The 13,999-nt window shown below is 74.0% G+C and carries 9 protein-coding genes and 2 pseudogenes; 7 read left to right on the forward strand and 4 right to left on the reverse strand.

Going from position 1 to position 13,999, the window contains the following annotated elements:
• Nucleotides 1-5: 5 nt before the first annotated feature.
• Both Pflav_RS16050 and Pflav_RS16055 read right to left on the reverse strand, forming a co-directional pair.
• The gene (locus Pflav_RS16050) at nt 6-1,502 is read right to left on the reverse strand and encodes a DHA2 family efflux MFS transporter permease subunit (RefSeq protein WP_173036894.1); all 1,497 of its coding nucleotides are present in this window, start codon (nt 1,500-1,502) and stop codon (nt 6-8) included.
• 22 nt (nt 1,503-1,524) lie between these two features.
• Entirely contained in the window at nt 1,525-2,829 is a 1,305-nt protein-coding gene (locus Pflav_RS16055; protein ID WP_173036895.1) for an NAD(P)/FAD-dependent oxidoreductase, read from the reverse strand.
• Between the two features lie 209 nt (nt 2,830-3,038).
• On the opposite strand from Pflav_RS16055, the gene Pflav_RS16060 reads away from it, so the two are divergent.
• From Pflav_RS16060 to Pflav_RS16090, 6 genes and pseudogenes are all read left to right on the forward strand, one after another.
• The gene (locus Pflav_RS16060; protein WP_173036896.1) at nt 3,039-3,854 is read left to right on the forward strand and encodes an alpha/beta hydrolase; all 816 of its coding nucleotides are present in this window, start codon (nt 3,039-3,041) and stop codon (nt 3,852-3,854) included.
• Between the two features lie 243 nt (nt 3,855-4,097).
• A pseudogene (locus Pflav_RS16065) lies at nt 4,098-5,329 on the forward strand (glutamate-cysteine ligase family protein).
• Nucleotides 5,326-6,623: pseudogene (egtB, locus tag Pflav_RS16075) on the forward strand (ergothioneine biosynthesis protein EgtB). Before Pflav_RS16065 ends, egtB begins: the two co-directional pseudogenes overlap by 4 nt.
• Nucleotides 6,623-7,357: an ergothioneine biosynthesis protein EgtC gene (gene egtC / locus Pflav_RS16080; RefSeq protein ID WP_173036899.1), complete on the forward strand. Its 735-nt coding sequence runs from the start codon at nt 6,623-6,625 to the stop codon at nt 7,355-7,357. Before egtB ends, egtC begins: the two are co-directional and overlap by 1 nt.
• The gene (gene egtD, locus Pflav_RS16085) at nt 7,354-8,316 is read left to right on the forward strand and encodes an L-histidine N(alpha)-methyltransferase (protein ID WP_197938580.1); all 963 of its coding nucleotides are present in this window, start codon (nt 7,354-7,356) and stop codon (nt 8,314-8,316) included. Before egtC ends, egtD begins: the two co-directional genes overlap by 4 nt.
• Nucleotides 8,313-9,482: an aminotransferase class V-fold PLP-dependent enzyme gene (locus Pflav_RS16090; RefSeq protein ID WP_173036900.1), complete on the forward strand. Its 1,170-nt coding sequence runs from the start codon at nt 8,313-8,315 to the stop codon at nt 9,480-9,482. The genes egtD and Pflav_RS16090 overlap by 4 nt, the downstream gene beginning before the upstream one ends.
• Here the strand turns inward: Pflav_RS16090 and Pflav_RS16095 are convergent.
• Nucleotides 9,471-10,781, reverse strand: coding sequence for a S8 family peptidase (locus Pflav_RS16095; protein ID WP_173036901.1), 1,311 nt, complete (start codon nt 10,779-10,781; stop codon nt 9,471-9,473). The genes Pflav_RS16090 and Pflav_RS16095 overlap by 12 nt on opposite strands.
• A gap of 52 nt (nt 10,782-10,833) precedes the next feature.
• On the opposite strand from Pflav_RS16095, the gene Pflav_RS16100 reads away from it, so the two are divergent.
• Nucleotides 10,834-13,464 carry a CHAT domain-containing protein gene (locus tag Pflav_RS16100; RefSeq protein ID WP_173036902.1) on the forward strand — a complete coding sequence of 877 codons (2,631 nt, stop codon included), beginning with the start codon at nt 10,834-10,836 and terminating at the stop codon, nt 13,462-13,464.
• Nucleotides 13,465-13,508: 44 nt separating this feature from the next.
• On the opposite strand, the gene Pflav_RS16105 is transcribed toward Pflav_RS16100, so the two are convergent.
• The gene (locus tag Pflav_RS16105) at nt 13,509-13,997 is read right to left on the reverse strand and encodes a hypothetical protein (protein WP_173036903.1); all 489 of its coding nucleotides are present in this window, start codon (nt 13,995-13,997) and stop codon (nt 13,509-13,511) included.
• Nucleotides 13,998-13,999 lie beyond the last annotated feature (2 nt).

The following is a 13,999-nucleotide window of genomic DNA, read 5'->3' on the forward strand; positions in this document are numbered from 1 at the left end:
GTCGGTCACGTTGGCGATTGTTCCCGAAGGCGGTGTTGTGGCGGGCCGGTAACCGCGCAATGGACCGGGACCGCCGCCTCGCGCGTCACCTTGGTCGGCACCCACGCCGCCGCGGCCGCCGCGCCCACCACCAGCAGGCCGGCGCAGATGAGCATCGAGTTCCGGTACACGGGTGCGAGATCGCCCGCGTCGGTGAGGCTGCCGGTCCCGATGCCCGCGGCGAGCGGCAGCGTCGCGACGGCGAGCAGGCCGGCCGCGCGGGCGACCGCGTTGTTGACGCCGCTGGCGATGCCGGCGTTCCGCTCGGGCACCGAGCCGAGCGCGGTCGCGGTGAGCGGCGCCACGGTCAGCGACAGGCCGAGGCCGAGCAGGATCGCGGCGGGCAGCACGTCGACGAGGTACCCGGCGCCGGCGCCTACCCGGGCGAGCAGCAGGAGCGCGCCGGCGCAGACGAGCGGGCCGACGGTCATCGGGATGCGCGGGCCGATCCGCTGGCCGAGCGCGCCGGCCCGCGCGGAGAGCACGAGCATGAGCGCGGTGACCGGCAGCAGCGCGGTGCCGGCGGCGAGCGGGCTGTAGCCGGAGACCACCTGGAGGTTGAGCACGACGAGGAAGAAGACGCCGCCGAGGGCCGCGTACACGGCGAACGTGACGAGGTTGGCCGCGGTGAACGGCCGGATCCGGAACAGCTCCAGCGGCAGCATCGGGCGGCTCGAGCGGTGCTCGACGACGACGAACGCGGCGATCCCGCCCACCCCCACGGCCAGCGCGGCGAGTACCGCTGGCGAGCCAGGACCCTCCGCCGCCCAGGCGGTAAAACCGTATGTGAGGCCAGCCAGCCCAGCCGCGCCCGTGAGCAGACCGGCGACGTCAAACCCACGCAACGCGGCGAAGGCACTCGAGCCGGCGGCGGACAGCACAGCCGCGGGGTTGGACGACTCGGGTACGTGGCGGAGCGCGACGAAGATGACCAGCGCGGCGAGCGGCACGTTGATCAGGAAGACCAGCCGCCACGAGGCGGCCTCGACGAGCCAGCCGCCGAGGAACGGGCCGATCGCCCCGGCCACCCCGGCCATGCCGGACCACGCGCCGATCGCCTTGGCCCGGTCGTCCGCCTCGAACGACGCCTCCAGGATCGCGAGGGAGCCGGGCGTCAGCAGCGCGCCGCCGATGCCCTGTAGGACGCGGGCGGCGATGAGCGTCTCCACGTTCGGCGCGAGGCCGCAGAGCAGCGACGCGACCGCGAACCAGGCGATGCCGACGACGAATATCCGGCGCCGCCCGAACCTGTCGCCGAGCGAGCCGCCGAGCAGGATGAGGGCGGCGAGGCTGAGCGTGTAGCCGTTGACCGTCCACTGGAGGGCGGCCGCGCCGGCCCCGAAGTCGTCGCCGATCCGGGGCAGCGCGATGTTGACCACGGTCGCGTCGAGAAATGTGAGACCAGACCCGAGCACGGTGGCCAGCAGCACCCAACGGCCGGCCGGCTCCGCGTACCGCACCATGATCACATGGTACGACTGTCTGCTATCTGATGCGTTCCCCCTGTGGCAGCGCGGTGTCGAGCGGGACCTCGGGCGCCCGGACGAGTCCTAGTTGGACGGTCTCGCGCTGGAGTACGGAGTTGAGCGCCCAGTCAGCCGCCGTGCGCACCCTGTTGCCGGGCATCGCGAGCAGGTGATAGCCGGCGGTGACCGCCTTCGCCACCGGCCCGCCGAGCGGGATGCCGAACGGGTCGGCCGCCGCCTGCACACCCCCGAGGTCCACGACGAAGCCGAGGTCGTGGTGCTTGTACGCGCGTTGCAGGCCCACGCCGTACGAGGCGGCGACGTTGTGCGCGGCGAGCTTGCCCTGCCGCTGGGCGTGCTGCGCGGTCATCGCGGTGATCTCGCCGGGCCGGGTGAGGTCGGGCACCGCGGCGGCGTCACCGCAGGCGAACACCTCGGGGCGGCCGGGCACGTTCAGGTACTCGTCGACGACGAGCCGCCCCTTGTTGGTCATCAGGCCGAGGTCCGCGACGAGCGGGTCGGGGCGCACGCCCACGCACCACGCGAGCGTGCGGGTGGGCACGAAGCTGCCGTCGGTCAGGTACACGCCGTCGTGGGTCGCCTCCTTCACCGAGGTGCCCATCCGCACGTCGACGTCGCGCTCGCGCAGCACCCGGTCCGCGGTGCGCGACAGCCGCATGTCGAGCTCGGGCAGCACCCGGTCGGACACGTCCAGCAGCATCCAGCGCACCGCGTCGTCGGCGAGGCGGGGGTGGCGCATGAGCAGGTCGCGGGTGAAGAGCGCGCCGTGCGCGGCCACCTCGGTGCCCGTATAGCCGGCACCCACCACCACGAACGTGAGCCGCGCCGCCCGCTCCTCCCGATCGTCGGTGGCGTCGGCCAACTCGACCTGGCGGGTGACGTGGTCGCGCAGGTAGAGGGCCTCGAAGATGCCGCGGAACCCGTGCGCGTGCTCGGCCACCCCGGGGATCGGCAGGAGCTTGTTGACGCTGCCCAGGGCGAGCACGAGCCGGTCGTACCGCAGCTCGCCGGTGCCGTCCTCCGGGTCTGTGTACTGGACCCGCCGCCGGTCGAGGTCGACGCCGGTCGCCTTGCCCAGCACGAGCCGCACCCCGCCGCCGATCGTGGCCGGTATCGACACCGCGATCCGCCGCGGCTCGAGGCCGGACGCCGCCACCTCGGGCAGCAGCGGCAGGTACAGGAAGTAGTCGGTCGGATTGAGGAGCATGATGTCCGCCGCACCCCGGGCCAGCCGGGCGAGCTTCCGTGCGCAGTGGTAGCCGGCGAACCCGGCACCGACGATGACGATCCGCGGACGAGCCATTGATCAACCTCTCCTGCTCGGTTTGGCGAGGGCTCCTTCGGGTTACCTCATGTGTGGCGCCGTACGGCCGGCCGTGCCGGTCTCCTCCCCGGGTGGCGCCAGGCGGGGCCCGGTCGGCAGGGACGCGAAAGCACGAGCCCGGGTCCCGCTCAAATCCCATGCGTCTGCTACCCGGGTGGGGTTGCGGCAAACCTCGGTACGCTGCGGCTGTGGATTCCCCGCTCGACCTGACGTACGCGCAGGTGCTCGGCTACCGCCCGCTCAGCCTGGACCTGCACGTCCCCGCCGGCGAGGGCCCGTGGCCGCTCGTCGTCTGGGTGCACGGCGGCGGGTGGCGCACCGGCGACCGCCGCACCCTGCCCAGCACCTACGCGGAGCTGGGCTTCTTCGCGCGCATGCGGCGACGGGGGTACGCGGTCGCGAGCGTCGACTACCGGCTCTCGGCGGAGGCCCGGTTCCCGGCGCAGCTGCACGACGTGAAGGCGGCGATCCGGTGGCTCCGCGCCAACGCCGCCGACCTCGCGCTGGACGCCGACCGCGTCGCGTTGTGGGGCGAGTCCGCCGGCGGGCACCTTGTCGCGCTGGCGGGGCTGACCGCGGACGCGCCCGATCCGTTCGTCGAGGGCGAGGTGGGACTGACCGGCGTGTCGAGCGCCGTGCACGCCGTCGTCAACTGGTACGGCGTCGCCGACCTGGTGGGGCTGGACCGGAAGGACCCGGAGAGCCCGGAGGCGCTGCTGCTGGGCGGGCAGCCGGGGCACCTCCCGGAGCTTGCCGCGCTGGCCAGCCCGGCCGAGCACGCCCACGCGGAGGCCCCGCCCTTCCTGTGCGTACACGGCGTGGCGGACAAGGTCGTCCCGTACTCGCAGAGCGAACACCTGGCGGCGGTGCTGCACGCGTACGGCACGCGGTGCGACCTGCGGCCGGTGCCCGGCGCGGACCACATCTTCGAGGGCACCGACGACGTGGGCGCCCTGATCGAAACGTCACTCGACTTCCTCGACGACGTCCTCAAACTTCCGTAGAGGAAGCGGCAGCTCGAGCCTTGCCCACAACCCCTCTTCCACGATCAATTCCACGATCGAAGAGCTTTGAGCTACCGCGACGCCCGCCGGGCACCGGACCGCTGCTCCCGCGGCCTCACCCTCCGCGGCGACAAGCCCATTCCCCGTGTGGGCCGGCAGGGCACGACCCGCATGCGCCCGGTGTGCTGGTGCTGGCCGTGAGTGAGCGGGCGAAGCCCGGAGTAGATGTCATATGGGCGGGGTATGGTCGCGACCGTGCCACATCTCGAATCGGTAACGGCGAGCTCACGGGGGAGGGTGGTCACGGACCGGTCCGGCGCCGAAGGGTATGTCGGGCGGGTCTGTTTCAAGACCGGACCTCCCCGCCGCCTCGGCATCGAGCTCGAATGGACCGTTCACCACACCGAAGACCCGTCCCGACCTCTCGACCCTGCCGCGCTTGCCGCGGCCCTCGGTGACCACGCTCCGCGTACATTGCGGCCGGACAGTCCGCACCTCGCGCTACCGCGGGGCGGCACCGTCACCGTCGAGCCGGGCGGCCAGGTGGAGATCTCCACCCCGCCCGAGTCCTCCCTCTCCCGATTGCACGCCGGCACGGCGTCCGACATCGACTACGTCGCGGACCGCCTGGCCGGCGCCGGCCTGCGCCTCGGCGACCACGGGTGCGACCCGCACCGGCCGGCGCGGCGCGTGCTGCACACCCCGCGCTACGCCGCCATGGAGCGCGCCTTCGACCGCATCGGGCCGCACGGCCGCTCGTGGATGTCCGGGTCCGCCGGGCTCCAGGTCTGCCTCGACGCGGGTACCACCGACCGGGTCGCCGCCCGCTGGACCGCGCTGCACCGGCTCGGTCCGGTGCTGGTGGCCCTGTTCGCCAACTCGCCCCGCCAGGCCGGGCGGGACACCGGGTGGGCGTCGAGCCGGGTGCGCACCTGGTTCGACACCGACCCGAGCCGCACCCATCCCCCGCCACCCGGCGACGGGGAGGCGGGCTCGTGGGCCGGGCGCATCCTCGACACGCCAGTGCTCTTCGTCCGGGAGGGCGAGGACATGCACGACCCGCCGGCGCCGGTGACGTTCGCCGGCTGGATCGCCGGTGCTCCGGGCGCGCCGGACCGGCCACCCACCTACGACGACCTCGACTACCACCTGTCCACGCTCTTCACGCCCGTCCGGGCCCGGGCTACCTCGAAGTCCGCTACCTCGATGCCCAGCCGTCCGGCGACTGGTTCACCCCCGTTGCCGTACTAGCCGCGCTTTTCGCCCGTGAGGAGACGGTGGACGAAGCGTCCGAACGCGCCCTGCCCGCCGCGGACCGATGGGTGGCGGCGGCGCGCGACGGCCTCGCGGACCCGGTGATCGGCGCGGTCGCGCCGCGGGTCGTGGAGCTCGCCCGCAAGTCCCTCGCCGACACCGACCTCACCGCCGCGCAGGCCGGCGCGGTGGACGACCGGCTACAGGAGGCCGCGCAGTGACTGACATCGATGTACGTCTGCTTGTCGCCGCCGAGCTGGACCGCACCCGCCGGCGCAGCGTCGTGCTGACCGACGCCGTGGACGACGACGACCTGGTCCGCCAGCACTCCCCGCTCATGTCGCCGCTGGTGTGGGATCTCGCCCACGTCGGCAACCAGGAGGAGCTGTGGCTGGTCCGCGACGTCGGCGGGCGCGAGCCGGTGCGGCAGGACATCGACCACCTGTACGACGCGTTCCAGCACCCGCGCAAGGACCGCCCCCAGCTGCCGCTGCTCGGGCCGGCCGAGGCGCGGGCCTACACCCGTACCGTGCGCGACAAGGTGCTCGACCTGCTCGACCGGGTGCCCCTCGAAGGGCGGCCGATCGTCGAGCGGGGGTTCGCGTTCGGCATGATCGTGCAGCACGAGCAGCAGCACGACGAGACGATGCTCGCCACCCACCAGCTCCGGGTCGGGCCGCCGGTGCTCCAGGCCGCGCCGCCACCGCGCGCCGCGGCCGCCGTCGGCGGTGAGGCGCTGATCCCGGCCGGGCCCTTCACGATGGGTACCTCCGCGGAGCCCTGGGCGCTGGACAACGAGCGGCCGGCGCACACCGTCGACCTGCCGGCGTACCTGATCGACCGCGCGCCGGTGACGAACGCCCAGTACCAGGAGTTCGTCGACGCGGGCGGCTACGCGAACCCGCGCTGGTGGAGCACCGAGGGGTGGGCGCATCGAATGCGGGCCGGGCTGTTCGGGCCGATGCACTGGCACGGCGACGGCACGTACACCCGCTTCGGCCGGCGCGAGCCGCTCGTGTCGGCCGAGCCGGTGGTGCACGTCTGCTGGTACGAGGCGGAGGCGTACGCGGCGTGGGCCGGCAAGCGGCTGCCGACCGAGGCGGAGTGGGAGAAGGCGGCCCGCTTCGACCCGGCGACCGGGCGGTCGCGGCGCTACCCGTGGGGCGACGAGGACCCGAGGAGCGGCACGCGAACCTGGGGCAGCGCCACCTCTCCCCCGCGCCCGCCGGCGCCTACCCGGAGGGTGCCTCGCCGGCCGGCGTACACCAGCTGATCGGTGACGTGTGGGAGTGGACGTCGTCCGACTTCGGCGGCTACCCCGGGTTCGCCCCGTTCCCGTACCGGGAGTACTCGGAGGTGTTCTTCGGGCCGGAGTACAAGGTGCTGCGCGGCGGCTCGTTCGGCACGGACAAGGCGGCCTGCCGGGGCACGTTCCGCAACTGGGACTACCCGATCCGGCGGCAGATCTTCAGCGGCTTCCGGTGCGCCCGGTCGGCTTCCCCGGAGCTCGCCTAGTGTGCCGCCACCTCGCGTACGTGGGGCCGCCGGTGACCCTGGCGGCCCTGCTGCTCGACCCGCCGCACTCACTGCTGCGCCAGTCCTGGGCGCCGCGTGACATGCGCGGCGGCGGCACGATCAACGCGGACGGCTTCGGCGTGGGCTACTACACCCACGCCGGGCCGGTCCGGTACCGCCGCGCGAGTCCGATGTGGAGCGACAGCGCGCTGCCCGAACTGGCCCGGGTCACCACGTCTGGCGCTGTCCTCGCCGCGGTCCGTTCGGCGACGGTCGGCATGCCGGTGACCGAAGGCGCGTGCGCCCCGTTCCACGACGGGAACTGGCTCTTCAGCCACAACGGGCGGGTGTTCGGGTGGCCGTCGAGCGTGGCCAAGCTCGCCGAACGCCTGCCCGTCACCGACCTGCTCACGCTCGACGCGCCCACCGACGCCGCGTTCCTCTGGGCGCTGCTGCGGCACCGGCTGCGCGGCGGCGCCGACCCGGCCGAGGCGCTCGCCGCCACGGTGTCCGAAGTGGACGCCGCCGCGCCCGGGTCGCGGCTCAACCTCCTGCTGACCGACGGCCGCCGCGTCTACGCCACGACCGCCGGCCATTCCCTGTCCCTGCGCCTGGACAAGAGCGCGGTGGTCGTCGCGTCCGAGCCGTACGACGACGACCCCGCCTGGCGCCCCGTACCCGACCGTTCGCTCGTGGTGGCCGACCCGACGACCCACACCGTGGAGGACCTGTGAGGCTCGACATCCACCTGACCGACGCCGATCTGGCCCGGTCGCTGCGCGACGACGCCCGTGCCGGGCTGACCGCGACCCCGAAGACCCTCCCGCCGAAGTGGTTCTACGACAGCCGAGGCAGCGAGCTCTTCGAGCGGATCACCGAGCTGCCCGAGTACTACCCGACCCGGGCCGAGCGGGCCGCGCTCACCGCCCACGCCGCCGAGATCGCCGAGGTCACCAGCGCGAAGACGCTCGTCGAGCTCGGCTCCGGCTCGTCCGACAAGACCCGGCTGCTGCTCGACGCGCTGCACCGGCACGGCACGCTGGGCCGCTTCGTACCGCTGGACGTCTCCGAGCCGGCCCTCCGCGCGGCCGCCACCGCGATCGACGCCGACTACCCCGACCTCGACGTGAACGCGATCGCCGGCGACTTCACCCGCCACCTTGACGAGATACCGGCCGGTGACGGGCGACTCGTCGTCTTCCTGGGCGGCACGATCGGCAACTTCGAGCCGCCCGAGCGGGCCCGCTTCCTGCGCGACCTGCGCGCGGTACTGCACCCGGGCGAGTGGTTCCTGCTCGGCACCGACCTGGTCAAGGACGAGGCCACGCTCGTCGCGGCGTACGACGACAGCGCCGGCGTCACCGCCGACTTCAACCGCAACGTGCTGCGGGTGCTCAACCGCCAGCTCGGCGCCGACTTCGACCCGGAGGCGTTCGCGCACGTGGCGCTCTGGGACCCGGAGCAGGAGTGGATCGAGATGCGGCTGCGGGCGACCCGACCCATGCGGGTACGGGTGACGGGGCTCGACCTCTCGATCGAGTTCGCCGAGGGCGAGGAGCTGTACACGGAGGTGTCGGCCAAGTTCCGCCGGGAGGGCATCGCGGGCGAGCTGGCCGCGGCCGGGTTCAACCCGATGCGGTGGTGGACCGACCCGCAGGGACGGTTCGGGGTCACGCTGGCCCGGGCCCGATGACGATCGACGTCGAGCGGGCGCGGCGGGAGACGCCGGGGTGCGCCCGGGTGGTGCACTTCAACAACGCCGGCGCCGCCCTCCCGCCCGCCGCCGTCACCGACGCGGTCGTCGACCACCTGCGCCTGGAAGAACACATCGGCGGGTACGAGGCGGCGGAGGCGGCCGAGGCCGAGGTGGGGAACGCGTACACGGCGATCGCCCGGCTCCTCGGCTGCGCGCCGCACGAGGTCGCGGTCGTGGAAAACGCCACCCGCGGCTGGGACATGGCGTTCTACGCGTTCGACTTCCGGCCCGGCGACCGCATCCTGACCATCCGCACCGAGTACGCGAGCAACGTGATCGCCCTGCTCCAGGTGGCCGCCCGTACCGGTGCGGTGATCGAGGTGCTGGAGACCGACGAGTACGGCCTGCCCGATCTCGACGACCTCGCCCGCGAGCTGGAGCGGGGCGCCGCGCTCGTCGCGGTCACCCACGTGCCCACGCACAGCGGGCTCGTCAACCCGGCCGCCGAGATCGGCGCGCTGGCCCGGGCGGCCGGCGTGCCGTACCTGCTGGACGCCTGCCAGTCGGTCGGCCAGCTCCCGGTCGACGTGGCGGCGATCGGGTGCGACATGCTGTCCGCCACGGGCCGCAAGTTCCTGCGCGGGCCGCGTGGCACCGGCTTCCTGTACGTCTCCGACCGGCTCGTCGAGCGCCTCGTGCCGCCGTTCCTGGATCTGCACGCGGCGACCTGGACCGCGCCGGACGCGTACGAGATCCGCCCGGACGCCCGGCGCTTCGAGACCTGGGAGACCAACTACGCCGGCAAGATCGGGCTCGGCGTGGCGGTCGACTACGCGCTCGGGTGGGGACTCGACGCGATCGAGGTACGGGTCACCGCCCTCGCGGAAGGGCTGCGGTCGCAGCTGCGCGAGGTACCCGGCGTGACCGTGCGGGACGAGGGGACGCGGCGGTGCGGCATCGTCACGTTCACAGTGGACGGGGTGCCGGCGGCCGAGGTGCGGCGGCGGCTGGGGGCGGCGGGGATCAACACGAGCGTCTCGCCGATGGAGTACGCCCGTTTCGACCTCGCCGCCCGCGGCCTGCCCGACCTCGTCCGCGCCTCGGTGCACTACTACAACACCGAGGACGAGCTGGACCGCCTCACCGCCGTGCTACGGCAGTAGCACCGCACCGACACCGGGTACCGCCTGGGCCCGTGCCTCGGCGAGGAGAGCGGCCGCCGCGTCGCGGCCGTTCTCCCCGGTGCGGGACATCCGGGCGGCGATCAGCCCGGCCACGATCGGCGTGGAGAACGACGTGCCGCTCCACGCCGCCATCCCGTCGAACGTCTCCACCCTCGGCTGCGGCAGCGTGGGCGGGATGTTCGGCGGCTCCTGGTAGGTGAACCTCCCGTCCGGGAACGCGTTGACCAGGTCGGTGCCGGGTGCGTACACGTCGACCCACCCGCCGAAGTTGCTGAAGTCGGCCCGGCTGCGCCAGTCGGTGCCGAGCGCGCCGACCGACACCGTGTACGGCGCGGCCGCCGGCCAGAAGAAGTGCCGGTCGCCGTCGTTTCCCGCCGCCACCACAAGCGCGACGCCCTTGTGCTGGCTCAGCCGCCGCTCGTTGAAGACCTTGAACGCGAGCAGACCGCCGGCGTACGAACGGGTGCCGGCCGACATGCTGATGATGTCCGGAAACTCGGTGGCGAGGGCGTGGTCGAGGTTTTGCACCAGCGTCGACTCCCAGGTCGCGCCGCCTCGGCTGAAGTGGCTCAGCACGCGCACCTCGGCCCGGGGCGCCACCGTCCGGACCAGACCGGCGATGAACGTGCCGTGCCCCGCGTACGGGTCGAGCACCCGGTCATGCTTGATCAGTGGGTCGGTCTCGCCGGTGACCCCGCGCAGCCAGTGCGGCACGGCGCGCATGTCGTTGTCGAACCCCGTGTCGATCACCACGACCTTGACGCCGGCGCCGGCGGCCGGGTCGGTGGCTAGCGGCGGGTACGGCGCACCGCCCTGCGCGACCGGCTCCGGCTCGGTCGCCGGACACGTCGCCGCGTCACCGGAAATGTGCACCATGTGGTCGGGCGCGGCCCAGCCGGCCCCGATCCCCGCGATGTCGAACTCGTCGTTGCCCTCCTGCACCAGGTTGAGCGCGTCGTGCGTGCCCATGTCACGGAGCCACATCAGGCGGACACCGTCGACCACCTGCTCGACCTGGTCCCGCTCCCGTGCCGGGGGCGGGGTCGCGGTACGGCGGGCGTTACGGAGCCGCTGCGTGTACCGGTCCAGGATGGACCGGACTTCCCCCACGGCCTCCTCGCGGACCAGCATGCAGCCCTTGCGGTACATGTAGTGGATCTCCGCCGGCTGTCCGCTGCGGACGATCCCCACTTCGTCCGCACCGCCCATCGCGCGGATCGCGTGGTCAGCCTGTATCTGTTCGGTCGATCTCGACTTGTCTGTGGACTTATCAGCCACGACACCCTCCCCGGTGTCTAAATCGTTCCCCTGGAATTCCTACGATGTTCTGGTGGACGAGGCACTGCTCGCTCTCGCCGTGTCACGCCCGGCCGACGCGCTCGCTCGGGCCGGGCAGGTGCTCGCCCAGCGTCCGGACCCGACCACCGCATCAATCGCACACCAAGCGCGGGCGATCGTACTGCGCGACTCCGGACGGGTTGACGACGCCATCGCCGAACTGCGCGCCGCCCTCCGTGCCGCCCGGCAGTCCCCCTCCGCCGAGCGGACCGTCGACGTGCAGGCCACCCTGGGCGCGACGCTCGGGTTCGCCGGGCGTACGGCACAGGGTCTGACCATGTTGGACACCGCGGTCGCGGGCTCCGCGGGCGGGGTCCACACCGGCCGGGTGCTGATGCGCCGGGCCAGCCTGTTGCGCTTGCTGGGTCGGTACGACGAGGCGCTCGCCGACCTGCGCCGCGCGATCGACCTGCTGCACCGCGGCGGCGACCTGGTCTGGGAGGCCCGCTCGCGTACCCACCGCTTCCTCGTGTACGCCGCGCTCGGTCAGGCCGCCCGCGCCGACCGCGACCTCGCCATCGCCGAGCGGCTCCTGGCCGAGGCGGGGCAGGAGATGGAGTCGGCGATGGCGGTGCACAGCCGCGCCGACCTGGCCCTCCAGGGCGGCGACATCCCGCGCGCGCTGGGCTTCCTGGACGAGGCCGCCGAGCGGTACACGGGGCTCGGGGTCAACCGCCCCAACCTCGCCATCGACCGGTGCGCGGTGCTGCTCGCCGCGGGTCTGGCCGGCGAGGCGGTCGCCGTGGCCGACGAGGCGGTCAGGCGCGCCGGCACCGGCGGCGAGCGTACGAAGGTGGCGGAGCTGCTGCTCGCGGCCGCCCGGGCGGCGCTGGCCACCGGTCGCTTCCCAGAGTCTTCGGAGCGGGCGGCGGCCGCCCGTGACCTCTTCCGGAGGCAGGGCCGGCAGTGGTGGCACGCCCGCGCGGCGTTCGTCGTGGCGCAGGCCCGGCACGCGGGCGGCGAGCGCGGCGGCCGCCTCCTGCGGCAGGCCGTCGACCTGGCGCACCGGCTGGACGCGCTGCGGGCCGAGGAGGCGCCGGCCGCGCACCTGCTGGCGGGGCGGCTCGCCGCCGGGCTGGGGAAGGCCGCCGACGCGGAGCGCCACCTGGCGAGCGCGGCCCGCTTCCGGCACCGCGGCCCCGCGTTCGGGCACGCCGCCGGCTGGCTGGCTCAGGCGCTGCGCGCGCAGGCCCGGGGCGACACCGCCGCGACACTCGTCGCCTGCCGCCGAGGGCTTGTCGCCGCGGGTGAGCACCAGCGCACGCTCGGCGCGCCGGAGTTGCGGGCGCACGCCGCCGCGTACGGTACGGAGCTTGTCGCGATCGCGCTGCGCCACGCCGTCCAGCGGAGCGACGGGCGGATGCTGCTGAAGTGGACCGAGCGGTGGCGGGCCAGCGCGCTCGCCGTACCACCGGCGCTGCCGCCGGACGACCCGGAGCTTGTCGCCGAGCTGGGTTCGCTGCGCGCGGTCGTACGCCGCCTCGAAACCGCCCGGGCTGAGGGTGCGCCGATCGCGGCCCTCGACCACGAGCGGGACACGCTGGAGGCGTCGATCCGGGCGCGCACCCGGCGAGCGGCGGGTGACCCGGCCGGCGGCGGCTTCGCCGGTACCGACCTCGCCGCGCTCCTGGACGGGCTGGGCGGGTACCGGCTGGCCGAGCTGACCGCGGTCGACGGCGTCCTCTACGCCACCACGGTCGTCGGCCGGCGGGTCCGCATGCACGCCATCGGGTCGGTCGCGGACGCCGAGCGGGAGGTGGACCTGGCCCGGTTCATGCTGCGCCGGCTCGCCCACGGCCGGGCGCCGCGCGGCACGCTGGGCCGCCTCGACCTGGCCGGGACGGCGCTCCAGCGGGCGCTGCTCGGCCCGGCCGCCGCCGACCTCGCCGGTGCCGACCCGGTCGTCGTGGTGCCGCCCGCGCAGCTGCACGCGGTGCCGTGGGCGCTGCTCCCGGCGCTGCGCGGGACCCCGCTCGCGGTCGCCCCGTCCGCCGCCACCTGGCTGCGCGCCGGTGCCGTACCGGCGCCGCGCCGGCGCCGTGTGACGCTTGTCGGCGGCCCGGGCCTCGACGCGAGCGCGGTCGAGCTGAAGCAGCTCTCCGCCATCTACCCGGACGCCACCGTGCTCAGCGACGGCGCCGCCACGGCCGCCGGGACGCTCGCCGCGCTGGACGGGGCGTGGACCGCGCACGTGGCCGCGCACGGCACCTTCCACAGTGAAAACCCGCTCTTCTCCGCGCTGTCGCTGGACGACGGGCCGCTGATGGTGCACGACCTGGGACGGCTGCGCCGCGCGCCGCTGCGGCTGGTGCTGTCCAGCTGCGAGTCGGGCGTGGCCGGTACCGTCACCGCCGGCTCTGTCGCGGCCTCCACCCCCGGGGCGTCCGTCGTCGACGAGCTGCTCGGCATGGTGACCGCGCTCGTGCCGCTCGGCACGGCGAGCATCCTGGCCAGCATCGTACCGGTGCACGACGGCGCCACCGCCCCGCTGATGGTCGCCTTCCACGAGCGGCTGCGGGCGGGTGCGTCCTTCGCCGAGGCGCTGCTTGGGGTGCGTAGCGCCGCCGGCGACGACCCGGTCGCGGTCGCCACGGCCCTGTCCTTCCTCGCCCTCGGGCGGTGAGATCACGCGAGGGCCCCGCAGATCACGCGGGGCCGGCTCTACGGTCACGCCACCAGCCACGACGTCCGTACCATCTGGCCGATCTCGGACCTGTAGCGCAGGCGGATCGGGCCCGGCGGCACGCCGTCGGCGACGAAGCGGCCCAGCTCGTCGACGTCGACATCGAGGCTGCCACCGTCGCCGCGCTCCACGCCGCACTCGCTCACCGGGCCGGTGAACTGCCCGATCATCCGCAGCCCCGGGCCGGCCGGGGTCAGGTCGACGTCGACCTGCACGCCGCCGCCGTCGAAGGTCAGCAGGCGCGTCTCCTCGCCCCCCGGACCCCGCACCGCCTCGTAGAGCAGGCCGGAGCCGGCGTCGGCCGAGTCGGCGACAAGCTCGGCGAGCTCGTGGTCCAGGTGGCGGGTGAAGATCGCGGCCCGGGCGGCCTCGATCACGCTCGGCGGCACCGGGTCGACCTCGGCGGCGATCCGCCGCAGCTCGGCCATCAGGGCGTCGTCATCGAGCTCGCCCACACTGACATAGGTGGTCATGG

Origin of the sequence: Phytohabitans flavus (genome assembly GCF_011764545.1) — a bacterium.
GTDB lineage: Bacteria > Actinomycetota > Actinomycetes > Mycobacteriales > Micromonosporaceae > Phytohabitans > Phytohabitans flavus.